Below are 23,335 nucleotides of genomic sequence, written 5' to 3'. Positions count from 1 at the left end.
CGCCTTAGCATCCAGTTGGAGATGACTATCCCCTACTCCAGCACCTGTCCGTGCTCTGCTTCATTATCAAGACAGTTATACAGCGAAGCGATCGATCGGAAGTTTGGCGGTACGGCCATCGAGAAGCTGGCTCTGCTGCAGTGGCTCCAGTCTGATGCCGGTTCCATCGCCACGCCTCATAGTCAACGCTCCTATGCCTATCTGAAAGTACAACTGGATGACCGTTCCTTTCCTCAGTTATTCGAGCTTATCGATCGCTTCGAAGCCGCCCTGGGCACCCCGGTGCAAACGGCGGTGAAACGCAGAGATGAGCAGGAGTTCGCCCGCCTGAATGCTAAAAACCTGATGTTCTGTGAAGATGCTGCACGGCGGATAAAACGATCACTGGAAGCGATGGATGAGATAACCGATTACTGGTTTAAAATCGAGCACCAGGAGAGTCTGCATGCCCATAATGCTGTAGTCATCGACCAGAAAACAACTACGGGTAACTGAGCTATGCTACGAAAAAACCCTTCAGGTCTCAGCCCCCAGGTGTCTGCCAAAGCCTTTATCGACCCTACGGCCATTATCTGTGGCCATGTCATTATTGAAGACAATGTTTTTGTCGGCCCTTACGCGGTAATCCGTGCCGATGAGGTGGACGCCGACGGTAATATGGAGCCGATTATTATTCACCGTGACTCCAATATTCAGGATGGCGTGGTGATCCACTCCAAATCCGGAGCTGCGGTCACTATCGGTCAGCGTACCTCAATCGCCCACCGCTCAATTATCCATGGTCCCTGTGAAGTGGGTGATGATGTCTTCATCGGCTTTAACAGCGTGGTATTCCGATCCCATATTAATGCTGGCTGCGTTATTCGCCATAACTGTGTAATTGACGGCCTGGACCTGCCAGCCCAGATGCATGTTCCGCCGATGACCAATATCGGTCCGGGCTTTGATCTAAAGCAGATCAGGCAGGTAGCCCCGGACTACTCCTCTTTTTCTGAATCAGTGGTGGCTGCCAACCACTGGCTGGTAGAAGGGTATAAGAGGATTTCTAACGAACTATAAAGCAAAGAGCTCAACGGATCACAAAGAAGAAAGAGAACAGGCTTCTTCGTTTTGAATCAGAGGGCGGTGAGGGAGGATTACTCGTCGTTTCACTCCTCGCCCTTCGGGTCGTCGTCGCAAGCTCCAACGTTATCTCGCTATGCTCGGTGCCCTCGTCGTTTCACTCCTCGCCCTTCGGGCTATCGTCGCAGGCTCCGATGTGGTCTCGCTTCGCTCGGCTCGAACCCACGAGGGAACTCACCCTCCCCTCATATTTCAGACACAAAAAAACCCGGTGGTTAGACCAGGCTCTTTTGTTTTAAATAAATGGCGGTGAGGGAGGGATTCGAACCCTCGATACCTTGCGGTATACACACTTTCCAGGCGTGCTCCTTCGGCCACTCGGACACCTCACCAAATCTCCAAGACTGATCTCAGAGGCCGCGTACTTTAATAGAATTCAGGCTTTAAATCAAACATCTGTGAGGCTTTTTAACGACTTTTTTCGGATTCGTTAAAAACGCTAACTGAGCGGGGATTTTGGAGGCTAAAGAAGAGAACCCCGCCCGGGATCGCTCCGCAGACGGGGTAAGTTTGGCTTTAAAAAGGTAAGGGATGGGACATATCCCTACGGGCAACCTTTTAGTCAGCCTGACGACGCAGGAATGCTGGAATATCCAGAAACTCCATGTCATCGGTACCGGTTTTACGCGATTCGGTAGCCGGTTCAGGTTCAACAACAGGGTTATCCTGTGCACGTACTGAATCGTTACGGTTACGCATCACGGTTGGCAGTTCCAGCTGGCTGTAATCGCTCACAGCACTGGCGGCACGGCGGGAGCCTGTTGCTGAAGATGCGCCATTGCTGACGACACGGATATCCTGCTTTTCAGCGCCACCCAGTCCGGTTGCTACAACGGTAACTTTAATCTCGTCTTTCATCTCCGGGTCGATAACGGTACCCACGACGACGGTAGCCGTGTCAGAGGCGAACTCTTCGATCACCTGACCGACATCGCTGAACTCACCCAGTCCCAGATCCAGACCGGCAGTGATATTCACCAGAATACCGCGGGCACCCATCAGATCGACATCTTCCAGCAGTGGGCTGCGGACAGCGGCTTCGGCAGCTTCAATCGCACGATTGTCGCCACGGGCTGAACCGGTTCCCATCATCGATGTGCCCATCTCGGACATCACCGTACGTACGTCAGCAAAGTCGACGTTGATCATGCCGGGACGGATAATCAGGTCAGAGATACCCTGTACCGCACCTTTGAGGACATCATTAGCTTCATCGAACGCTTTCATCAGGGTGCAGTTTTTACCCAGCACCTGCAGCAGCTTTTCGTTGGGCACGATAATCAGCGAGTCGACATGTTCAGACAGCTCTTTGATACCCTGTTCGGCGATCAGCATGCGCTTCTTACCTTCAAACGGGAACGGCTTGGTGACGACCGCGACGGTCAGAATACCCAGCTCTTTCGCCACTTGAGCAACAATCGGCGCAGCGCCGGTGCCGGTACCGCCGCCCATTCCGGCAGTGATAAACACCATATCTGCACCGCTGAGCATCTCAATGATGTGCTCGCGATCTTCCAGTGCAGCCTGACGGCCGATATCCGGATTCGCGCCAGCCCCCAGCCCCTTGGTGATCTCGCCACCCAGTTGCAGGACGTTGCGAGACCCCATATTGTTGAGCGCCTGCGCATCGGTATTGGCACAGATAAATTCAACCCCATCGACATCCGATGAGACCATGTGCTGTACGGCGTTACCACCGCCACCACCGACGCCAATCACCTTAATGACCGCGTTCTGCGCTATGTTATTAACTAATTCAAACATGTCCCTTATCCTCCAGGTTCAGTGCCCAACCCGCACCTGTTGTATTGCTTATTTTACGTTCAAAAATTTCCCTGAAACCAGGCTTTCATCCGGTCCAGTACATTTGGTCGTTCTGCCACGTCTTCACTCACCGGGACTGCGTCACCCTGATGATGGCTATCCAGCTTAGCGTATTGCAACAGGCCGATACCGGTGGCATAGATAGGGCTGTTGAGAATATCCCCCATGCCCCGCACACCTTTTGGCAACGCCAGGCGCACCGGCATATGGAAGATCTCTTCCGCCAGCTCAACCGCCCCTTCCATCTTTGCAGTGCCACCGGTCAGTACGATGCCGGCCGCGACTAAATCTTCAAACCCACTACGACGTAACTCCGCCTGTATCAACGTAAACAACTCGTCATAGCGGGGTTCAACCACCTCAGCCAGTGCCTGCCGGGACAGGTCGCGTGCCGGACGATCACCGACACTGGGCACTTTGATGGTATCGTCAGCACTGGCCAGTTGCGCCAGTGCACACGCATATTTAATTTTGATCTCTTCCGCATGGGGCGTTGGTGTCCGCAGCGCCATAGCGATATCGTTGGTGACCTGATCACCGGCAATCGGAATCACCGCCGTATGACGGATGGCACCGCCGGTGAATATAGCGATATCGGTGGTCCCGCCACCCATATCCACCATGCACACACCAAGCTCTTTCTCGTCCTCGGTTAACACCGCATAACTAGACGCCAGCTGTTCAAGCACGGCGTTATCCACCGCTAAACCACAACGCTTGACGCATTTTTCGATATTCTGTACGGCGTTCACTGCGCCTGTTACCAGATGTACTTTGGCTTCCAGACGGACGCCGGACATGCCCAGAGGTTCGCGAATACCTTCCTGGTTGTCGATCACGTACTCCTGCGGCAGTATATGCAGGATTTTCTGGTCAGCGGGAATCGCCACCGCCCGGGCCGCATCAATCACCCGTTCCAGATCGTGTTCCATCACCTCACCGTCACGCACCGCAACGATGCCGTGGGAGTTCATACTATTGATGTGACTACCGGCAACACCCACCGTTACTGAATGAATTTTACAGCCCGCCATCAGTTCAGCTTCTTCCACTGCCCGCTGAATGGAGTGCACGGTGGATTCGATATTCACCACCACGCCCCGCTTCAGGCCACGCGACTCATGGGAGCCAATGCCAACGATATCGATTGTGCCGTCAAGGCCAATCTCGCCCACCAGACACACCACTTTCGAGGTGCCAATATCCAGTGCCACGATCATATTGCTTGTCATTGCCATATCAAGTCACATTTTATCTATCCGTCTCTCCAGAGAGAAAACGGTAATTTACAAGCTGATTTTATTTCAGCCCTGAGTGTTATCGGGCCAATTCCGGATGTTTTTCACCCGGTAAAACCAATATTTTCACCCTGAGCCGTATTATTTACAACTACAGCAAAAAATAAACCAAATAATTGCTAAAAATGAGTATTTCTTAAAACACAACATACTTAGCCATTAAATAATTAGAAACGTTTTGAGCTTTTTATCTATATCGGCAATTTTTTGCCATCTTTAGCGGCAAATACCCTATCACCGCTGCTTTTGCGGCAAATATAGCACTTCTTTGATTACCCCTCTATTTTTATCACATATTGATGATTTTTTGTACAAAAAATATACAAAAATCAAAATTAAGTATTGATTATAAATATACAAATCAATATTTAATTTTGATGATTTTAAGAATTTTCAATATTTAATATTGATGATTTATAGAAATTTCAAAAGTTATTTTTGATTATTCGCAAAAAATCAAAACGTTATTTTGATAAAATATATCGATAAAAAGGATGACAAAAATATCCACTGATATTTTTACTAATCACGAAGATAATCATGACATTGAGATTAAGCTGAGGGGTTAATCTGAATAGTTAATCTAAGAAGGCTAAGCAGTCGAAGTAAGACTCCGGCAACTCAGCACCCCCACTATCGCGGGACAGCTGAAGAGTTCAGAAGAATAAGCCAGCAGATCGGTGAATCAGAAACGCTAATCAGACGGGCTAGTCAGCCCGGTAACGATAACCCGTATCAAACGTACGCCAGTTACGCAGCTCCGGGGTTTGCGCCAGGTAGGTTCTGATGGTTGTCTTACCGTCCGCCAGAAAACTACTATCGAGGAAGTTATCCAGCACAACACTCCCCTGCGAGGCCACAGCCTGCAGGCAGAAAGCCAGATAACGGGGAAAAGGCAGAATATCATCACGCCAGATAGGGCCAGAATAGTAACGCCCCACCCTCAGTTCGTATTCCTGCGGTGTTACGCATTTATTAAGACGATACTCTATATCATCGTAACCAGTACACATTCGTCCCAGGGAGGGAGTGTCAGGCGACGTGTCAGAGGGCTTGTTAGAGTTAGAGAGCTGGGCCCCGTCCAGAGGAGTCGTCTCCACTTCGATCCAGCGAAACCGGTGCTCGCGCTCATAGAGTTCGACAAACTCCTCCGGGGAGCACTCAAACTGGCTGCAGATAATCTCACACCCGGCCATAGCCTGGGTCGAGCAGGAAGCCAGCTGCAGACTGTCAGGGTCCGCACCGTGACGGCTAAGAAAGACGATGCCGACTTTATTAAAGATGCGCCGATAACCGGGTACCCGCACCAGACGAAAGTTTTCTAAGCCCGGCACGGTTTGCCGTGCCGAGCTTTCTGAAAGCAATGAGCCATACCCCACAACAGAGATCATCAGTCGAGAATCTCCAGCTGTTCAGCATCCGGATCGGACTCTGACGCACTATCCGCCAGTTTCTTATCCAGCTCTTTCTTGTTCTTCACTCCCAGCTTATGCAGTGAAGCCGCCTGATTCACCAGATTCCCTTTACCGCTGCTGAGCCGCTTGTGCGCGGTATCAAAGGCGACCTGGGTACGACCCAGATGACGCCCCACATCATCCAGTGACTCAACAAAGCCAACAAACTTATCGTGCAGCTCACCGCCGCGGCGGGCGATCTCCTGGGCGAAGCGGTTCTGCCGCTCATAGCGCCAGATATTATTGATGGTCCGCAGGGTCACCAGCAGCGTTGAGGGGCTTACCAGAATAATGTTGCGTTCATAGGCAAAGCTGAACAGCTCTTTATCCTGCTGCAGCGCTAACAGAAAGGCACCCTCCACCGGAATAAACATCAGCACGAAATCCAGGGAACGCACCCCTTCCAGGCTCTGATAGGCTTTATCACTCAAGCCCCGGATATGGTTGCGTATCGATTGCAGATGTTCGGCTAAGGCCCGCTCCTGCTGTGACGGTTCATCAACAGAGCAGTATTTTTCATAGGCGGTCAGCGAGACTTTCGCGTCAACGATAACATCCTTATCGTCCGGCAGACGGATGATCACATCCGGCATATAACGCTGCCCCGCTTCGTTCAGAGAAACCTGGGTTTCGTATTCATAGCCCTTACGCAGACCCGATTGTTCCAGCACCCGCTCTAGAATCACCTCGCCCCAGTTGCCCTGAGTCTTGCTCTCGCCTTTAAGCGCGTTGGTGAGGTTAACGGCATCAACACTCATCTGCTGATTCAGCTCTTTCAGCTGGGTGATCTGCTCATACAGGGAACGGCGGTCTTTTGCCTCTTTATCGTAGACATCTTCAACCCGGCGTTTAAACTCGCCCAACTGATCGCGCAGCGGTGTCAGCAGTGATCCCAGCGACTCTTTATTCGTGCTGGTGAATTTAGCGGACTTCTCTTCAAATATTTTGTTCGCCAGATTCTGAAACTCGCCTTTCAACTGATCCCGCGCTTCGGTAAGCAGTTGCAGTTTTTCAGACTGAGACTCACGTTCGCTTTCCAGTCGGCTTTCCAGTTCAGCAATCCGCGCCTGACGCTGACTCAGCAAGCGTTGCAGATTGTCCATTTGCTCCTGCTGCTCTGCCAGCTGTTCATCCAGCGCATGTTTTTGCACCTCGATCTGCTGCAATCGCACCTGATCCAGCTCTAACTCGCGGATCCGGGCGCTGTTCTGTTGTAGCACCTGCTCCAGATATTCGGTTTTATCGCGGGCAATTGTCTGATCGACCTGAAAACGATCAAGCTGCTCCTGCTGTTTCTGCTGTTCAATCTCAGATTGCTGCAGCTGACTATTATGACGGGCATTGAGCTTCTGCTTCACCAACAGCATCAGCATCAGCCCAAACAATACGCCCAGCACGACACCAACCATGGCGGTTACCAGAGGGTTATTGAACAGTTCAGTCAGCGACGCAGTGAGCATTAGTGTTCCTTACCAGTGAGTGTCGTTTACTTACCAGAAATGATACAGCAGACCGATAGACACCAGCGTCAGCGGCAGCATGATAAACAGGTTAATTTTGTCACCGAACAGTCGCTGAGTGATACCCAGGGAGATCACCGGAAAGGAGATGAATATGCTGCTCAGGGGGATCCACCAATCCAGCAAGCGGAAACCATACGCCAACGCGCCGATCAGTGTCAGCGCACCCAGATTGCCCGCCATAATCACCATCACCAAACCATTACGACTCTGCATAAACGCAGGCTTATCGGCATCAGCCAGTTTATTCAGCTGCCCGGCGCTGAGTGCCGCAGACATCGATACTAAACCGGTAAAGAGAAACAGAATCAGGGGTTCCAAGGTGTACTCCACTATATCAGTCATTTATGAAACGTCATTGTAAGGGATTTTTCCGCCTCAACCTATGCCGCAAAGGGGATGTGCACTAAAAAATAACCCTGCCGACGTTATTCTGTAAGCAACACACGATTATCCTATCGCGCCCCGAAAGTGATATTATCCTCAACCCATTTCGCCCGCAGCCCGATGGTGCTGACGCTTTAAGGGGGCGGGCCATTAAAGTGATGTTGAGAGAGACAGAATGACCCAGTATCTGGTTGATGAATCCATTGAAGATTATGCTTTTATCCATACCGGTGCAGAGCCGCCTCTGCTGCAAGAGCTGATCGACAAAACCAACGAGAATATGGGCTGGCCACAGAAACTGTCCGGACGTTTAGTCGGTCGCACACTGAAACTGCTGAGCGCCATCCACCAGCCCAAAGTTGCGCTGGAGATCGGCATGTTTACGGGTTATTCCGCCCTCTCTATCGCTGAAGGTATGCCCGATGATGGACGCCTGATCTGCTGTGAAACCAACCCCCGGGCGATTGAGTTTGCCCAGACCTTCTATGACCGCAGTGAACATGGCCATAAAATCGAAGTTATCTTTGGCCGGGCACTGGAAACAATCGAACAGTTGGATCTTGCACTGGACTTCACCTTTATTGACGCCGACAAGCGCAACTACCTCAACTACTACAAGCGGGTAAAAGAGATGACCCGCCCCGGCGGCCTGATCGTTCTGGACAATGTGCTCTGGTCGGGCAAGGTGGTGCAGCCGGAATCTGAGATCGATGATATTCTGGTGGAAACCAACCGCCTTATCGCGCAGGACCCGGATGTAGAAAATGTATTTCTCACCGTGCGCGACGGCCTTAACATCGTCAGAAAGCTCAGATAACAAGAACTGATAGGGCCTGTTGCTATGCGTTTTATCATTCGCGCCAACGACGCTGAGTTCAGCATTGACAACGGTGACCGCGAGACACCCCCACAGGTCGGTGCTGAAAACTATCTCATAGCGGATGCCGATACCCTGCTGAGACTCTATGTGGCAACCGATCGGGATGACCCGCTGTTTGCCATGTTGCAACAGCTACGGGCCCATTTTCTCAATGACCTGGATAATATTGAAACCCAGGCGGAGATCTATGGTCTGATACACTGGTTACTGGATGATAATGCGATTCGTGCAGATGGCGCCTCGCTGGAGGAAACAGCAGACCGGCTCAGTGAGATTGATATTGCAGCCGATAGTGACCAGTATACAAAGATCATCTTTCATCTTAGGGATGCGATCGACCGGCTTTACGAAATGGAGCTGGACGATTTCTAAATCAGGTCGTCATTAACCAACAGGGAGGACTGCATGCGCAAGCTACTGATAGCAACGGTTCTCCTCACCCTTCTGATTGTCAGCCTCTATATTGCCCTGCCAGCCATTGCTGAATACAGTGTGCGACAAGCGCTGGCAGAGCAGCAGATCAGCGCCAGCTTCAACCTGAAACGGCCTGGCCTGAATCGCATTGAGGTCAGCCAGCTTAAACTGGAAAAAACCACATCTGAAGAATCGTTTAGCATTACCGCTGACGCCATCAGCCTGCGCTTTAACCCCTGGCAGTTATTTAACACCCATCGGGTTGAAAGCCTGGATATTGAAGCACTGCGGCTGGATCTGCAGATCACCGCGACCAATCAGAACGCCACAGCGACAGCACCTCTGCCATTACCGCCACTACCCTCCTATCTGCTTAGTCAGATACCGGCCGACAGGGTAAGCCTGTCAGATTACACCATAGCCATTACCCGCGACGCTGATTTGCCCCCTTTAGTATTCTCGGGCAGCATGACCGTCAACAACGAACAACTGAGTATCAGTGTCGATCAGATTGAGAATGCAGCGGATATCAGGTTAAAGCTGATTATTAACAGTCAGGACAAAGGCGAACTGACACTGTTGACTAAAGAGGTCGCCGCCGTTGAAACTCACTTTTCGCTGGCCTACCTCGATAATCAGTTCAACCTGCAAAACGAAACTACCCTCCACCCGGAACAGCTGCACATTTTGCTGCAACAACCCCTGCTAGCAATGCTGAGTGGTCTGTCCGAACTGGCCACAGTGCCGCCAATATCGGGCACAGTCACGTTTACCGGCAACAGTGAGATTCCGCTGGAGAACGGTTTCAACGCAGCGGTTCATCATTATCAGCTAAGCAGTCAGGTATCACTCCAGCCGCCACTGCCCGAATCGACTCAATTGAGCCTTGCGCAACTAAATCTTCAGCAGAACTCAGAGCTGACACTGGATAAAGACCAGCTGACGCTGACGATTAACCGTTTATCCGCCAACGGCAAACAGCTGGAAATAAACGCCAATCAGAGCGACGCCGTTAACATCAGCACGGCAGCGGTTCGGGTTGACCTGTTAAAACCACTGCAACTGAAAAGCTCACTGCAACAACTACGTCAGGCAGGCATTAATGCTTTCAAGCTCCCCACCGCTGAACTCGGTATTAAATTCGACCCGGTCTCAATCAAAATAGCCGGACAACCGGACATGTTGATAACACCTGCCCTGTCTAATCTGACCCTGTCAGAGATCAACCTCAATAAGCAGTCGCTGACAGCTGATCTGGCCACTGACAATATCGTCACCTTGTACGGCGAACAAAGTTTACCGCAGCTGCAACTGCACAGTCGCATCAGTATCACCCCGGACAATCTAACCAACCGTTTCACCCTCGGGTTAAAAGATCGACTGCTAGCCCATGATGTCGAGGTTAGCGGATCAAGCGCCACCGACCTTAAAGCCAACCGCACCACCGGCAGCTGGAAAACCGCAGTGCCGCTCAAAGGGATCGAAAAACTGCTGCGCCGCTTTAGTACCGTAATCCCCCCGGAGCTGGTCTTCACCGCAGGCACCCTGCAACAGCAGGGCTGGCTGGACCTGAATACCAACGGCATCGCGCTACGGATGTTAAACCAGACAGAGAAAGCCAGTTTTAGCTACGATCAGACCCATCTGTACGAAATAAACTGGAATTCAGAAACGGTTAAGAACCATCGGGGTAAAGTAGACGATACCGGCCGATTAAAGATCGCGTTTATCGACGTGGGCGTACCACTGCAAAACTTTTCTGGCAGCTACCACTTTGAACAAAGCACGACGGGCAAACAAACCGTGAAATTGAACAGTAGCACTGTCGACCTTCTCGGTGGTACGGTGACCACCCTGCCTGTCACAATCGCGCTGGATAATCCGGATTTTGCTACCGCCATAGCGGTAACCGGAATCGACCTGGAAAAGCTGATTGCACTGGAGCAACAAGAGGGTCTCAGCGGCAGCGGTACACTCAACGGCCAGATGCCGGTGCAGTTCTCCCGGGGCGAATTGACCATCATCGGGGGGCAGATTATTAGCACCCCGGAAGGCGGTTGGATAAGGTTTGAAGCGCCCGCTGAACTTATGGCACTGACAGAAACGAATCAGGCACTGGGAATCGCCTTTGATGCGCTGCGTAATATGCGCTACGAGCAGCTGGGGATTGAACTGGACTACCAGCCGGATGGTGAAGCCCTGTTAAAAACTCACCTGAAAGGGCACAACCCGACCTGGAACAAAGGACAGCCGGTAGACTTTACAATCAACATTGAGGAAAACATTCCAAAATTGTTACAAGCCCTTCAATTTACAGACAAATTGACGAAAACCCTGGAAAAGCGCTACCGTTGACAGATTGCAACCTGGCAGGCCTGCCACAACGGCATCACAAACGTGCTTTACTATTGACGGAGAACAGCATATGTCTATGCCAAAAACACTACAATCGCTGACACTGTGCAGCTTGATGCTTATGTTGGCCGCCTGTACGCCAACCGTGCAGGTCGCTGTTCCGAATGAGCCGATCACCATCAATCTCAATGTGAAAATTAAACATGAGATACTGATTAAGGTCGATAAAGAGATTGATAACCTGTTAGAAGAAAACAGCCAGCTTTTCTAAGGAGCAGCACAATGAAACAGATAAAAAACATCCTGACATTCACGACACTGCTACTCAGTCTGGTTATAACCCCTGCTGCCTGGGCCATCAGCCTGGATGATGCCAAGAGTCAGGGGCTGGTGGGTGAGCAGATGAACGGTTATCTCGGTGAAGTTGTCATCTCCCCCGAGGTCAAAGCGCTGGTCAAATCAATCAACAGTAAGCGCCGGGAAGCCTATGCAGAAACCGCTCGTAACGCCGGCGTTGATATTAACATTATTGAGCTGCGAATCGGTGAGCGTCTGATTCAACGGGCACCTGCGGGACAGTATATTCAGGCACCTAATGGACAATGGTCTAAAAAATAACTTAAAACGATCAGGACAATAATGTGAGCACCTTTGGAGTATCAGGTAAGCCCTCATATCGTTCAAATAACATACTCGGCTTTTTAATCTGTGTCACCAGCCTTACGGTAACAGAGATCTATATCGAGCCATTAATCGCACAGAGTAACTGCGCCCTGTGTTCGGTCGTGCGTATCATATTGTTACTGATGACCGGGCTTTTTTTGCTGGGCTTTCTGCTGAACCGGAGTGTCTATTTACAGCGATTCCTGGCGACCCTGCACCTGCTGCTGATTACCGGGGGACTAGTCACCGTGGTCCGCAGCTTGTTTGCCGATACCAGCAACATGGCGGACAGTTGTGAGCTGAGCACATCCGTGCTGCTAGAAAAAGGAACAGCTAATGCCCTGCTGATCACGCTGGACAATGCTGGTAGTTGTCCTTTTCCCGACTGGCAGTTTTATCAACTCAATGTCGTCCACCTGTCACTCATTATCCTGCTGATTCTGCTGGTAGTCGTGTGGAAGATTATGATTAAGAAACCCCAGAGAAACCTGTTCTTCTAATGAAAACAACTGCCGTAACACTGCTTACCTGGCTGACGCTGTCAGCCCCTATACTGGCTGCAACCACAGCCACCGAACCGCTGCTGAGTCAGCCTCTGTTAGCTGAGAAAAAAGCCCTGCTCGGCAGTGAGAACAATCCAGGCACGATAACTTTCTATCTGGAAAATGACCTGTTCGCCGATACCGACCAGCAGTACACCAACGGCGTCCGTTTTTCCTGGACCTCACCCGACCTGACCAGCTATCTGGACGATGAAAACCTGCCAGTCTGGGCGCGGCAATATAACCGTTACATTACCGCCCCCCTGGGCGTGTTTGACGACACTCCACCGAAACAGGATGAGATCGTCCGTAACCTGGTCATCACCCTGGGGCAACAGATGTTTACCCCGAAAGACAGTAAGCGCACCACCATTGATCCCGATGACAGGCCCTATGCTGGCTGGCTCTACCTCGGCATGGGCTATCACCTGAAACATAAGCAGCGGATGGACTCCGCGATTATGAATATCGGTCTTATTGGCCCGGCATCACTGGCAAAAGAAGCACAGGACCTTATTCATGATGTGCGCGGCATTGACAAGTTTGACGGCTGGGATAACCAGCTGAATAATGAACTGGGGCTGCAACTGGTCTATGAGCGTAAATACCGCACCCCGGTGCAACGCATCAAAGGCGCCTTCGAATACGATGTCATCTGGCATGGTGGCGCCAGCCTCGGTAACGTTGCCACCTACCTTAATGCTGGCGCAGAAATGCGCTTCGGCTGGTTCCTGCCGGATGATTTTGGCACCTCATCCCTGCGACCCGGTGGTGATAACAGTGCACCGGGCAAAAACGATCCGCGCACCCAGAAGACGACCGGATATAGCCGCGATCAGAACTTCGGCCTGCACGGCTTTATGGCCCTCGATGGCCGCTGGGTGCTGCGGGATATCTTCCTCGACGGTAACACCTTCAGCAACAGCCACTCGGTGGATAAAAAGAACCTGGTGGGCGACTTCAGCATCGGCGCCAGTATGCTGATAGATGACTGGAAACTCTCCTACGCCCGGGTATTCCGTAGCAAGGAGTTTGATACCCAGAAAGAAACCCACAGCTTTGGATCGTTCTCGGCGTCTTATAGTTTTTAGTTTTTAAAACGCTTTTGAAGATAACAGCAACCACGCGCGACGCACCCTCCCTTGATAACCTGTCTTATATCAAGGCTTTTTCTGGTGTGTATGTATTTTGCACCAGAACTCAATTATCATACTCAACGCAGCATCGTCTATAGGATAGTGCCCAGTTTAGGTACTATAAAAAGAAAGATAGGAAAAGGAGAATTCTCATGAGATTTAATCGAGTGTTGACCACTGCTATATCAACCTCTTTACTCTCTATCGCCATAGCCACAGCTAACCAGGCTCAAGCGGCTGCAGACGTCAACCTGGTTTTTGTGGTCGATGAGTCCGGCTCAATGTCGGGCGAACATGCCTGGCTGCCCGGCTTCACTTCACAGTTGGAAACCGATCTGCAGAACATCGTCGGACTCAGTTCCAGTTATGGACTGATTGGCTATGGCAACAGCGCAATCGTACCGCGCCCATTCACCGTAGGTAGTGGACAGTTTGGCGACGCCAGCGAATTTGCTACCGCAGCATCGGGTCTGGTGGTAAACGGGGGTACTGAAGATGGTTATGCGGGTATTCAATATGCTCTGGATAATCTGACGTTTGATCCCGGTGCCCGGGTTGCCATTGTCTTGGTGACCGATGAAGATCGGGATATTTATAACAAAAGTCTGGACTACAGCTCAATTCTGACCGCTCTGCAGAATAAAGGCGCGACTCTCACCGGTATTCTCAACCAGCCAATGAGTTCCGGCAACAAGGACACGGCCATAGGGACTGACGGCACTAACACCTATATCGCCGACGGCAGTGGCGGCTTTACCACAGCAACAGGAGTAACCTTCCCGCCGGCATCTATATATGACACCACTGAAGCGGATTACACCAACCTCTCGATCGCTGCCCAGGGCTGCGTCGCGGATCTCAATCTGCTTCGCAATGGCGGTACGGATGCTCAGTCATTCTCTGGCGCATTCCTTAACTGTCTGTCCAATGTCATTCAGGCACAACCGGGCAACGGCGGTACGCAGCAGCTACTACTCTCTTCCCGTACACTGCCACGGATTATCAGCTATAACCGCCAGACCGGTATCTTCCAGCTGCAAAACATCAATCAGCGTTTGAATTCACGCCGTTCAGGTACCGTTGTGCAGGTTGACCTGGATAAGCTGAAAATTGAGCATAATGGTCAAATGGTCTCTTACCGCGAGATTCTCGAAGAACAGGGCATCACTAATATTAGCGGTGCAGCCGCAGGTGAAGGACAGGCATCCGCGCTGGCCCGTGGTCTGTTTATCGAAGGCCGGATGGACAAGGGTTCTTTCGATGCCAGTACCAGTTCAGTCGGTAGTGATTTTGATACCAACGGTTTAACCGTCGGTTTTGACTATCGTTTTAAACCTGAACTGCTTGCCGGTGTTGCCTTAGGTTACACAAACAACAACACCGAACAGGATGGTAATCAGGGTGAAACAGACACCGAGGCCACTTCGCTGTTTGCCTACGGCACCTTCTATCCAACAGACAACATCTTTATTGATGGGCTGGTCGGTTATAGCTGGACAAGCCATGATATCAGCCGCAACTTTGGCGGTAATACCATGAAAGCTAAAACCGACTCAACCACACAACACCTGATGGTTAAAGGCGGTTATAACTTTATCGCCTCAGATAGTCTGATGCTAACGCCTTCACTGGCAGCTAACTACGAAAAAGTTAATGTTGATGGTTATACTGAAACAGGCGTAGCGCCGCTGACCGTTGGTGATGATCAGGCGGAATCTGTACGTTTAACCCTGGGTGGTGAGCTGGTTAAATATCTTCAGGTCAAACAAAAAGATGTTGAGCTGAATGCCAGCCTGGCGTTTGTACATGAGTTTGCCGACGACTCCCGCAGTGTTGCGGTCAACTTTGTCGGCGGCACATCTGTACTGAATATGGATATCAGCGAACTGGATCAGGAATATATGACCCTGGGGCTGGGGACTTCCGTTATGCTGTCAGAGTCATCTAAACTATCCCTGCGATACAGCACCTATCTGGATAACAGCGATGTTGAAAGTCACAGTCTGGCAGCCCAGTTCAGATACGAGTTTTGATCAAAGCTCTTAAAAAAGCTCTTAAATAAGCTCTTAAATAAGCAGAGAGATATTCTGAAACGATTTGCTCTACTAAAAGCAAAGTGCAACCACAGGGAGATACTGTTAAAAGGTATCTCCCTGTTTGCGTTTATACTCTGCGGCTGCCAGCAACAACCGGTAAAACCAGATCCAGCCCTTAACCCACCTCAGGGCTTTCACTTTCAACAGGTCAGCTCCACCCACTTCGAACACTGGCTTGCGGTACCGGAGAACAGCACCTCAAACCGGCGCTGTTTAACAGTCTATCTGGAGGGTGACGGCATTCCGTTTGTGGACCAAGGCTCGCGTATTGCTGCCAACCCCACCGGTATTAAAAACCCCCTGTTACAACTGGCCCGACAGGACAAAAATAATGCTGTGTGGCTGGGACGACCCTGCTACTTTGGCCTGCAAAACGGCCGCAACTGCTCGCCCCATCAATGGACCTTTGGACGCTACTCTGACACCGTCGCTGACAGTCTTAAAGAGATCATAGATTCATTAGCCGGTGACAAACAGGTGATTCTGGTTGGCCATAGCGGCGGCGGTGTGTTGGCAACAATCATCGCCCAGCGTTCATCACTGGTCACCGGACTGATCACGCTGGCGGCACCACTGGATACCGATAGCTGGACATCCGCTCATGGTTACTCTCCCCTGTACGACTCGGTCAACCCAGCACACTTACCCAACAGCCAGCACAGTCTGAAGCAACTACATATCACAGGCGATAGAGATAGCGAGGTGACAATACAGCATCAGACCGACTACCTCAGACAGTACCCAGCAGCTCGTCAAGTATCGCTTACCGGTGTAAATCATCAGTTGAAAGGGCTCTCCACACAAGACTGGCTTACACTGATTACCCGCGAAAGGCAGGCCCTTGGCTGCTATTGAACGGTTTCTCATTCATTCACACGTCTAACACCTTCACACACTCACCATCGAGAACACAGAGTAAAAACCACTCTGACAAAAACTTTACTCAGCGCTCTCTGTGTCCTTAGTATGCCCTTTGTGCACTGTGGTAAACACGCTTGCTCTTAATCTCAGGTGAAACAGCTCCTAATCTCATATCCAGGATATAAAAAAGCCGGGTCAAAAGACCCGGCAATACTTAAGGGAAAAATTCAAAGCGATCAGAACGACTGCGTTACCCGGATCCAGGCGCTGCGGCCTGGCTCAGTCACCTGATAGCTGGTGCCGGTGGTCACATCTCCCCGGCTTTCATGCACGGTATAGGCTTTATCCATCAGATTATCCACACCGGCGATCAGGCTTAAACCACTCTCAAACTCATACTGAGCATGCATATTAACAATGCCATAGCCCGGGGTTTTGCGCACATCCTGACCACCGCAGTTGGCAGCACCACTGAGACAGATATCTTTCTGGCTGGAGACCAGTTGCCACTCTACCCCCATTTGCAGACGCTCTTTCTGATAGTCCAGCGAGCTGTTCAGCTCAAGTGGCGCGATACGAGACAGTGGCGTGTCATCATCCAGATTATTACCCACCGTCCAGGCAAGTGAGCTGCCCAGTTGCCAGTTGGCATTCAGCGGGTATGCGGCTTCCAGTTCAGCACCGTAAAGTTCCGCTTCAACATTGCGATAGATGTCACGATTTTTCATTCCCGCAGTCACTGTCTGACGCAGAATGTAATCGTTTACCCGGTTATACCAGCCGGTTGCTGACCAGTTTACAGACTCCAGATTGCCCTGCAGACTCACCTCCAGCTGATGATGTTTCTCGGGGGCCAGTTCCGGATTACCGATCCAGTCACCGGTCATGGTAAAGCGCGCCATATAACGCTCAGTGGCATCCGCCGTACGCACGCTGCGTGACAGCGTACTTTCGACACTGTACTGATCATTCAGACGGTGGGTCCAACTGGCAAAACCACCCACATTGTGCTCGGTACGCTCCTCCCCTGCGCCCGCCGGTGCTCCCGCCATTTGCCAGATATCATCCGAGCTATAGACTGGCATGCCCGCCGTTTCATCTCTGCGGGTGGCTTGTGCTTTGATCAAATCATAACGCAGGCCACCTTTGACAATATCATCGGCCCCCAGCACTTTTTCACCCTCAGCAAACACGCCGGTCTGCTTAATCTCCGCACCTGGCCACATAATCCGCTGCACAACACCCGCCGCATTCTGCAACTCGGCATTACGCTCGTTATTTTGCATATCCGCGCCGAAGGTCCAGTCGATATCAGCGGCTCGGGCATCAAATATCAGTCGTAGCCCCTCGGTGTCAGAGGTGGATGGTGCCTGCATCTTCATCATTCCTGACGGACGCAGGCTGTAGTTATCCATGTTGTGCTTAACATCTGACTTATACAGTTCCAGCTGCATCTGTTGCAATGCACCCTGCTCAAACTCATGGGTCAGTTTCAACCGGGTGGTGTCGGCATCCGCATAGGGAGAGTCCATCCCCGCCCCGGCAAACAGGACATCATCCTCTTCCTGCTTTTCATAGCTGGCTTCAAGAGTGGTCGTGTCAGTTAGCCGATAACCCACCAAGAGTGATTTAGACAGGCTTTCAAAAGATGAGCGCACCTCATTACCGTCACCGTCTTCATAGTTATCGGCTTCAGTTTTGTGGCCAATTACGCGGATATAGCCCTTATCAGACCCTGCAGCGACATCGGCCCCCAGTTCATAGCGGTCACTGTTGCCCTGATAGCTGGCACTCAGTTCGCCGCTATAACCTTTCTCATCAAACTGCGGCCAGTCCCGTTCAAACAACACCGTACCACCGGAACCGCCCCCACCATAAACAACGGTGCGATTGCCCTTGATCACAGTGACACTGTCATAGCTATCGACATTACTGTACGAGGTTGGCGGGTCCATCCGGTTGGGACAGCCACCATGAACGTACGCCCCATCCAACAGAATATTGAGCTGGGTCTGGCTCTGACCACGGATTACCGGATCGATCGACCGCCCCCCCATACGGATACCCGAAACACCACTGAGGCTCTGCAACAACTCACCACCATCGGTGGTCGGAGAAGCCTGTACTGCAGAAGTTTCACTCTTCAGGGTATTCTCTACCTGCGGCAGACCTGAAGTGATCTCAATCACCAGTGTTTTATCATCATGACCGGCATACACCGGAGCAGAAATAATCGTGGCAATTGCCAGCGACAGAGTTGTTTTAATCATACGGCGTTCCTTAGCAGAGACAGATATAAGCAGGTCATGTAAACAGGGCATAAAAATTAAGCTCCATTGTAAATTCACCGACCATCTCTGGGGTGTGACAGGATGTCGCATCAGGGCGCGGCATATTGCCGCACTTATGTTGCCGTTCTGACGTAGTAACAGACCCGACACTATAAGCACATCTGTTTCCAATAATGGAATATCGACTATTTTTTAATACATCAACGCACTAAAAAGCAGTATGATACGCGACCCAATCAGAGGGGCGGTTAAGCCAAATAAAAAGCTCAGTTAGCTAAATAAAAGCTCTGCCAGAAGCCTCCATGCACGTTTTGAACTTTTTACTTACATACCCACTTTCAATTTTGATCTTCGCAGGACACACACCATGAGCGCAGATAACATCCAATCCCTGGCACAGCTGGAACAGACTGATGCATTTATCGGTCGTCATATCGGCCCAAACCCCACAGAACAACTGTCGATGCTGGCGGAACTGGGACTGGAATCCCTCGATCAGCTGATAGAACAGACCGTACCCGGCAGCATTCAACTGCCGCAGCCGATCAACCTGGACACCTGCCGTACCGAAGAAGATGTTCTGGCGGAGCTAAAACAGATCGCCTCGAAGAACTTGATCAACCGCTCCATGATCGGTATGGGCTACACCGACACCATCGTGCCCAATGTTATCCTGCGCAATGTTCTGGAAAACCCCGGCTGGTATACCGCCTACACCCCATATCAACCTGAAGTGGCTCAGGGCCGCCTGGAATCCCTGCTGAACTACCAGCAGATGGTGCTTGATCTCACTGGTCTGGATCTGGCCAACGCCTCCCTGCTGGATGAAGCTACTGCGGCGGCAGAAGCGATGACCCTGTGTAAGCGGATGTCCAAGGCGCGTAAAGCCAACATCTTTCTGGTCGATGAAAACCTGCATCCGCAAAATATCAGCGTTATCCAAACCCGTGCGGAGCCGTTGGGCTATGAAGTGATCGTTGGGGATCTGGATAGCCTGATCGATCAGCATGAACCGTTCGGTGTGATCGCGCAGTACCCGGGCACCTACGGCCATGTGAAAGACCCGTCTGAACTAATAGAAAAGGCTCACGCAAAGAATGCGCTGTTCTGTGCCGCGGCCGATATTATGAGTCTGGTGATGCTCAAGTCACCGGGGGAACTGGGGGCTGATGTTGTATTCGGTTCCGCCCAGCGTTTTGGTGTGCCGATGGGCTTTGGTGGCCCACACGCGGCCTACTTTGCCACCCGTGATGAATATAAACGCTCGGTCCCTGGGCGCATTATCGGTGTCTCTATCGACAGCCGTGGCAATCAGGCGCTACGGATGGCGATGCAAACCCGCGAGCAACATATCCGCCGCGAGAAAGCCACCTCTAACATCTGTACTGCTCAGGTACTTCTAGCCAATATGGCGGGCTTCTATGCCACCTATCACGGCCCGGAAGGTCTGAAAACCATCGCGAGTCGCATCCACCGGATGGCCGATATTCTGGCCACCGGCCTGCAGGCTAAAGGCATTCAGCTGGTGAACAGTCACTGGTTCGATACCATCACCCTGAATCTGGGTGATCAGCGTGACACTGCCTATGAAGCGGCGCTGACACTGGGTATTAACCTGCGTAAAGTCGGTAACGATCAGCTGGGTATCACCTGTGACGAAAAAACTGACCGTAAAGATATTCTCGACCTGTGGCTGGCGGTTCTCGGTGCTGAACACGGTCTGGAGATAGAAGCCATTGATGCACAACTGGTGGCAAACGGTTCAGCATCGATCCCGGCGGAACTGGTGCGCACCTCTGCAATTCTGACCCATCCGGTCTTCAACACTCACCACAGTGAGACCGAGATGCTGCGCTACCTGAAGCGTCTGGAAAACAAAGATATCTCCCTCACCCATGCGATGATCGCGCTGGGCTCCTGCACCATGAAGCTGAACGCCACGGCCGAGATGATTCCGGTCAGCTGGCCTGAGTTTGCTAACCTGCACCCGTTCGCACCGATTGATCAGGCCGCTGGTTACAGCGAGATGATCAACTCCCTGGAAAAGATGCTGATAGCGATCACCGGTTTCGACGCGATCTGCATGCAGCCCAACTCCGGCGCTCAGGGTGAATATGCGGGTCTGCTGGCGATCCGCAACTTCCATATCGCCAACGGCGATGATCATCGCAATATCTGCCTGATCCCAAGCTCGGCGCACGGGACTAACCCGGCCTCTGCGGCACTGGCCGATATGAAAGTGGTGATCGTCAGCTGTGATGATAAAGGCAACGTTGATATGAGCGATATGCGGGCCAAAGCAGCACTGCATGCCGACAACCTCGCCTGCCTGATGATCACCTACCCATCGACCCACGGCGTCTATGAAGAGAGCATCCGCGAGATCTGCGAAATCATCCACCAGCATGGCGGTCAGGTGTATATGGATGGTGCCAACATGAACGCACAGGTGGCAATCAGCCAGCCGGGCGAAATAGGCGCGGACGTGTCCCACCTTAACCTGCATAAAACCTTCTGCATCCCTCACGGTGGCGGCGGCCCGGGTATGGGTCCTATCGGTGTTAAAGCGCACCTGGCACCGTTTGTGGCCAACCACCCGGTACAGAAAATTGATGGCCCGAACGCAGACAACGGTGCCGTATCTGCTGCTCCCTGGGGTAGCGCCAGCATCCTGCCGATCACCTGGGTCTATATCGCCCTGATGGGTCAGCCGGGTCTGCGTAAAGCCACGGAAGTCGCGATTCTGAACGCCAACTACATGGCGAAGAAACTGGGTGAACACTACCCGGTGCTCTACACCGGTCGTAACGATAAAGTGGCCCACGAATGCATCATCGACCTGCGCCCGCTAAAAGAGCGCACCGGTATCTCGGAAGAGGATGTTGCCAAGCGTCTGATGGATTATGGTTTCCACGCACCGACCATGTCCTTCCCGGTGGCAGGCACCCTGATGATCGAGCCAACCGAGTCCGAGCCGCTGGCCGAACTCGACCGTTTCATCGAAGCGATGGCCACCATCCGCCAGGAGATCGCCGATGTTGAAGCCGGTATTCTCGATGCAGAAAAGAACCCGCTGAAAGGCGCGCCACACACTCTGGAAGACCTGATCGATCCCAACTGGGATCGCCCCTACTCTCCGGTACTGGGTGCCTTCCCACTGGCATCTGTTAAAGCCAACAAGTTCTGGCCAACCGTCAACCGTATCGACAACGTCTACGGCGACCGGAACCTGTTCTGCGCCTGCCCATCGATTGAGAGCTATTCGCAAGAGTAGTTTGATATTAGGCTAAGCTAAAAACGTAAAAGGCCGCTCAGTAATGAGCGGCCTTTTTGCTGTACTCAATTTAAAAGCGGTCAAGCTGACCTTATAGAGGCAAGGTAGACACTACACAATATCGCTATAGCTCCAGTGAATTGTATGAGATTCATCGCTTCATCGAGCCACAGATATGCGAACAATGCTCCAAATACCGGCTCACTCCCCATCAACAATGACACTTTTGTTGGGGAAATTTTACGAACAGCATAGTTTTGTACAAAGAAAGCAAACAGTGTACAGAATGCCACCAGATATATAGTCATCCACCAAAAAGAGATGTCTGTAGGAATATCAGACACTTTAAAGTCAGTCTGTGTGATAAGTAATAATATTGCTCCCAAGCCGACTACCATTGACTGGAGAGAAGTCAGACTCAGTGTTGTAATCTGTTTACTTAGTGTAAGTTGTTTTGTCATTGTAACCATCAGCGCTCGAAGTAGTGCCGCCGCCAGAATTAGCCAGTCCCCCTGATTCAGTGCCAGGGTTAGCTGACCACTATATGTGAGCAGATAAACACCCATTACACTGAAAACAGAGAGCAGCAGATAGTACCTGTCCAGTCGTTTTCTATTAACCACGACCTCCATGAATGCTGTGAGAATCACCGACAAGCTAATTAAGAAAGCTGCATTTGTCGCCGTCGTTTTAGATATACCTACGATCTCACAACAAAATATCGCAAACAGAATAACCCCAGAAGGAATGGCAACTTTCCAATCTGCGTTTCGGTTAGCACGAAAATCCCTCACCATAGGAAAAATCAAAAGAGCAAAGGTCAGCAAAAACCGGATTGCCATAAACATAAAGACACTGGAAAACACCAGCGCACTTTTAGTGATGCCGTAGCTGGAGCCCCAGAAGATGGCTACCAACAACAGCAGCATCTCGGTGAGCGGGAAACTCAGTTTTCCTCTGAACCAAGTAAGTGATCGAGTGCTTGAAGTCATCACTCAGCATCCATTTCAGTGAAAGCGATGACCAATAATACATCTCGGATATCACCTCTTCCTGAGTCCATTTGATCTATTGCACTTACGTCATGCAAAGTAAGCACATAGGCGGTGATAATCGAAACATCTTCAATACTGCGAATTTTCTTCATGTTTTCTTCCTTAAAAACCTGATCCTTAAAAATATATAAGGTGAGCGCTATGTTGACACCAAGCATAATAG

General features: G+C 51.2%; 21 protein-coding genes and 1 tRNA gene. 12 read left to right on the top strand and 10 right to left on the bottom strand.

Annotated elements, in window-relative coordinates; all coding sequences use genetic code 11:
• Together Q0499_RS21445 and Q0499_RS21440 are read left to right on the top strand one after the other, a co-directional pair.
• A partial coding sequence (locus Q0499_RS21445; protein ID WP_299204267.1) for a GTP cyclohydrolase, FolE2/MptA family occupies nt 1-495 on the top strand: 495 nt, incomplete at its 5' end.
• A 3-nt stretch (nt 496-498) separates the two neighbouring features.
• Nucleotides 499-1,059 carry a carbonate dehydratase gene (locus Q0499_RS21440; RefSeq protein ID WP_299204264.1) on the top strand — a complete coding sequence of 187 codons (561 nt, stop codon included), beginning with the start codon at nt 499-501 and terminating at the stop codon, nt 1,057-1,059.
• 307 nt (nt 1,060-1,366) lie between these two features.
• Here Q0499_RS21440 and Q0499_RS21435 read toward each other — a convergent pair.
• From Q0499_RS21435 to Q0499_RS21410, 6 genes are all read right to left on the bottom strand, one after another.
• A tRNA-Ser gene (locus tag Q0499_RS21435) sits at nt 1,367-1,454 on the bottom strand.
• A 226-nt stretch (nt 1,455-1,680) separates the two neighbouring features.
• On the bottom strand, nt 1,681-2,886 hold the full coding sequence (gene ftsZ, locus Q0499_RS21430; RefSeq protein ID WP_299204261.1) for a cell division protein FtsZ: 1,206 nt from the start codon (nt 2,884-2,886) through the stop codon (nt 1,681-1,683).
• A gap of 59 nt (nt 2,887-2,945) precedes the next feature.
• The gene (gene ftsA, locus Q0499_RS21425) at nt 2,946-4,184 is read right to left on the bottom strand and encodes a cell division protein FtsA (protein WP_299204259.1); all 1,239 of its coding nucleotides are present in this window, start codon (nt 4,182-4,184) and stop codon (nt 2,946-2,948) included.
• 767 nt (nt 4,185-4,951) lie between these two features.
• Nucleotides 4,952-5,635 carry a gamma-glutamylcyclotransferase gene (locus tag Q0499_RS21420; RefSeq protein ID WP_299204256.1) on the bottom strand — a complete coding sequence of 228 codons (684 nt, stop codon included), beginning with the start codon at nt 5,633-5,635 and terminating at the stop codon, nt 4,952-4,954.
• Nucleotides 5,635-7,158: a DNA recombination protein RmuC gene (rmuC, locus tag Q0499_RS21415; RefSeq protein ID WP_299204253.1), complete on the bottom strand. Its 1,524-nt coding sequence runs from the start codon at nt 7,156-7,158 to the stop codon at nt 5,635-5,637. The genes Q0499_RS21420 and rmuC overlap by 1 nt, the downstream gene beginning before the upstream one ends.
• Nucleotides 7,159-7,188: 30 nt before the next feature.
• Entirely contained in the window at nt 7,189-7,563 is a 375-nt protein-coding gene (locus tag Q0499_RS21410; RefSeq protein WP_299204250.1) for a hypothetical protein, read from the bottom strand.
• A gap of 217 nt (nt 7,564-7,780) precedes the next feature.
• Between Q0499_RS21410 and Q0499_RS21405 the strand changes: the two genes are divergently transcribed.
• The 8 genes from Q0499_RS21405 (at nt 7,781) to Q0499_RS21370 (ending at nt 15,628) form a co-directional block, all read left to right on the top strand.
• On the top strand, nt 7,781-8,422 hold the full coding sequence (locus tag Q0499_RS21405; RefSeq protein ID WP_299204247.1) for a class I SAM-dependent methyltransferase: 642 nt from the start codon (nt 7,781-7,783) through the stop codon (nt 8,420-8,422).
• 24 nt (nt 8,423-8,446) lie between these two features.
• A complete protein-coding gene (locus Q0499_RS21400) occupies nt 8,447-8,857 on the top strand; it encodes a hypothetical protein (protein WP_299204244.1) in 411 nt (136 codons plus the stop codon).
• 33 nt (nt 8,858-8,890) lie between these two features.
• Nucleotides 8,891-11,254: a YdbH domain-containing protein gene (locus tag Q0499_RS21395; protein WP_299204241.1), complete on the top strand. Its 2,364-nt coding sequence runs from the start codon at nt 8,891-8,893 to the stop codon at nt 11,252-11,254.
• A 70-nt stretch (nt 11,255-11,324) separates the two neighbouring features.
• Entirely contained in the window at nt 11,325-11,525 is a 201-nt protein-coding gene (locus Q0499_RS21390; protein WP_363317847.1) for a YnbE family lipoprotein, read from the top strand.
• 11 nt (nt 11,526-11,536) lie between these two features.
• Nucleotides 11,537-11,872, top strand: coding sequence for a YdbL family protein (locus Q0499_RS21385; RefSeq protein ID WP_299204238.1), 336 nt, complete (start codon nt 11,537-11,539; stop codon nt 11,870-11,872).
• 23 nt (nt 11,873-11,895) lie between these two features.
• Nucleotides 11,896-12,417 (top strand): disulfide bond formation protein B, encoded by a 522-nt coding sequence (locus Q0499_RS21380; protein WP_299204235.1) that lies wholly within the window; start codon nt 11,896-11,898, stop codon nt 12,415-12,417.
• Nucleotides 12,417-13,550 carry a lipid A deacylase LpxR family protein gene (locus Q0499_RS21375; protein ID WP_299204232.1) on the top strand — a complete coding sequence of 378 codons (1,134 nt, stop codon included), beginning with the start codon at nt 12,417-12,419 and terminating at the stop codon, nt 13,548-13,550. The genes Q0499_RS21380 and Q0499_RS21375 overlap by 1 nt, the downstream gene beginning before the upstream one ends.
• A 197-nt stretch (nt 13,551-13,747) precedes the next feature.
• On the top strand, nt 13,748-15,628 hold the full coding sequence (locus Q0499_RS21370) for an autotransporter domain-containing protein (protein WP_299204229.1): 1,881 nt from the start codon (nt 13,748-13,750) through the stop codon (nt 15,626-15,628).
• Between the two features lie 105 nt (nt 15,629-15,733).
• On the opposite strand, the gene Q0499_RS21365 is transcribed toward Q0499_RS21370, so the two are convergent.
• On the bottom strand, nt 15,734-15,862 hold the full coding sequence (locus Q0499_RS21365) for a hypothetical protein (protein WP_299204226.1): 129 nt from the start codon (nt 15,860-15,862) through the stop codon (nt 15,734-15,736).
• 78 nt (nt 15,863-15,940) lie between these two features.
• Between Q0499_RS21365 and Q0499_RS21360 the strand changes: the two genes are divergently transcribed.
• Complete coding sequence (locus Q0499_RS21360; RefSeq protein ID WP_299204223.1) at nt 15,941-16,546, top strand: alpha/beta fold hydrolase; 606 nt, start codon at nt 15,941-15,943, stop codon at nt 16,544-16,546.
• A 242-nt stretch (nt 16,547-16,788) separates the two neighbouring features.
• Here Q0499_RS21360 and Q0499_RS21355 read toward each other — a convergent pair whose 3' ends face one another.
• Entirely contained in the window at nt 16,789-18,822 is a 2,034-nt protein-coding gene (locus Q0499_RS21355) for a TonB-dependent copper receptor (protein ID WP_299204220.1), read from the bottom strand.
• A gap of 388 nt (nt 18,823-19,210) precedes the next feature.
• On the opposite strand from Q0499_RS21355, the gene gcvP reads away from it, so the two are divergent.
• Nucleotides 19,211-22,117 carry an aminomethyl-transferring glycine dehydrogenase gene (gcvP, locus tag Q0499_RS21350; protein ID WP_299204217.1) on the top strand — a complete coding sequence of 969 codons (2,907 nt, stop codon included), beginning with the start codon at nt 19,211-19,213 and terminating at the stop codon, nt 22,115-22,117.
• Between the two features lie 80 nt (nt 22,118-22,197).
• On the opposite strand, the gene Q0499_RS21345 is transcribed toward gcvP, so the two are convergent.
• Nucleotides 22,198-23,109, bottom strand: coding sequence for an EamA family transporter (locus Q0499_RS21345; RefSeq protein WP_299204214.1), 912 nt, complete (start codon nt 23,107-23,109; stop codon nt 22,198-22,200).
• Entirely contained in the window at nt 23,109-23,264 is a 156-nt protein-coding gene (locus tag Q0499_RS21340) for a hypothetical protein (RefSeq protein WP_299204211.1), read from the bottom strand. The genes Q0499_RS21345 and Q0499_RS21340 overlap by 1 nt, the downstream gene beginning before the upstream one ends.
• Nucleotides 23,265-23,335: the final 71 nt, after the last annotated feature.

Source organism: uncultured Amphritea sp., assembly GCF_937127095.1.
Taxonomy (GTDB): Bacteria; Pseudomonadota; Gammaproteobacteria; order Pseudomonadales; family Balneatricaceae; genus Amphritea.
The sequence above is the reverse complement of the archived record's forward strand: the minus strand, read 5'-3'. Positions and strand labels throughout refer to the sequence as shown.

What these genes read in the sequence shown, in the direction of transcription:
- ftsZ (WP_299204261.1), bottom strand. Translation starts at nt 2,886, where the DNA reads ATGTTTGAATTAGTTAATAACATAGCGCAGAACGCGGTCATTAAGGTG.
- Q0499_RS21410 (WP_299204250.1), bottom strand. Translation starts at nt 7,563, where the DNA reads ATGACTGATATAGTGGAGTACACCTTGGAACCCCTGATTCTGTTTCTC.
- Q0499_RS21420 (WP_299204256.1), bottom strand. Translation starts at nt 5,635, where the DNA reads ATGATCTCTGTTGTGGGGTATGGCTCATTGCTTTCAGAAAGCTCGGCA.
- ftsA (WP_299204259.1), bottom strand. Translation starts at nt 4,184, where the DNA reads ATGGCAATGACAAGCAATATGATCGTGGCACTGGATATTGGCACCTCG.
- gcvP (WP_299204217.1), top strand. Translation starts at nt 19,211, where the DNA reads ATGAGCGCAGATAACATCCAATCCCTGGCACAGCTGGAACAGACTGAT.
- Q0499_RS21390 (WP_363317847.1), top strand. Translation starts at nt 11,325, where the DNA reads ATGTCTATGCCAAAAACACTACAATCGCTGACACTGTGCAGCTTGATG.
- Q0499_RS21370 (WP_299204229.1), top strand. Translation starts at nt 13,748, where the DNA reads ATGAGATTTAATCGAGTGTTGACCACTGCTATATCAACCTCTTTACTC.
- Q0499_RS21385 (WP_299204238.1), top strand. Translation starts at nt 11,537, where the DNA reads ATGAAACAGATAAAAAACATCCTGACATTCACGACACTGCTACTCAGT.
- Q0499_RS21340 (WP_299204211.1), bottom strand. Translation starts at nt 23,264, where the DNA reads ATGAAGAAAATTCGCAGTATTGAAGATGTTTCGATTATCACCGCCTAT.
- Q0499_RS21440 (WP_299204264.1), top strand. Translation starts at nt 499, where the DNA reads ATGCTACGAAAAAACCCTTCAGGTCTCAGCCCCCAGGTGTCTGCCAAA.
- Q0499_RS21345 (WP_299204214.1), bottom strand. Translation starts at nt 23,109, where the DNA reads ATGACTTCAAGCACTCGATCACTTACTTGGTTCAGAGGAAAACTGAGT.
- Q0499_RS21395 (WP_299204241.1), top strand. Translation starts at nt 8,891, where the DNA reads ATGCGCAAGCTACTGATAGCAACGGTTCTCCTCACCCTTCTGATTGTC.
- Q0499_RS21405 (WP_299204247.1), top strand. Translation starts at nt 7,781, where the DNA reads ATGACCCAGTATCTGGTTGATGAATCCATTGAAGATTATGCTTTTATC.
- Q0499_RS21400 (WP_299204244.1), top strand. Translation starts at nt 8,447, where the DNA reads ATGCGTTTTATCATTCGCGCCAACGACGCTGAGTTCAGCATTGACAAC.
- Q0499_RS21355 (WP_299204220.1), bottom strand. Translation starts at nt 18,822, where the DNA reads ATGATTAAAACAACTCTGTCGCTGGCAATTGCCACGATTATTTCTGCT.
- rmuC (WP_299204253.1), bottom strand. Translation starts at nt 7,158, where the DNA reads ATGCTCACTGCGTCGCTGACTGAACTGTTCAATAACCCTCTGGTAACC.
- Q0499_RS21375 (WP_299204232.1), top strand. Translation starts at nt 12,417, where the DNA reads ATGAAAACAACTGCCGTAACACTGCTTACCTGGCTGACGCTGTCAGCC.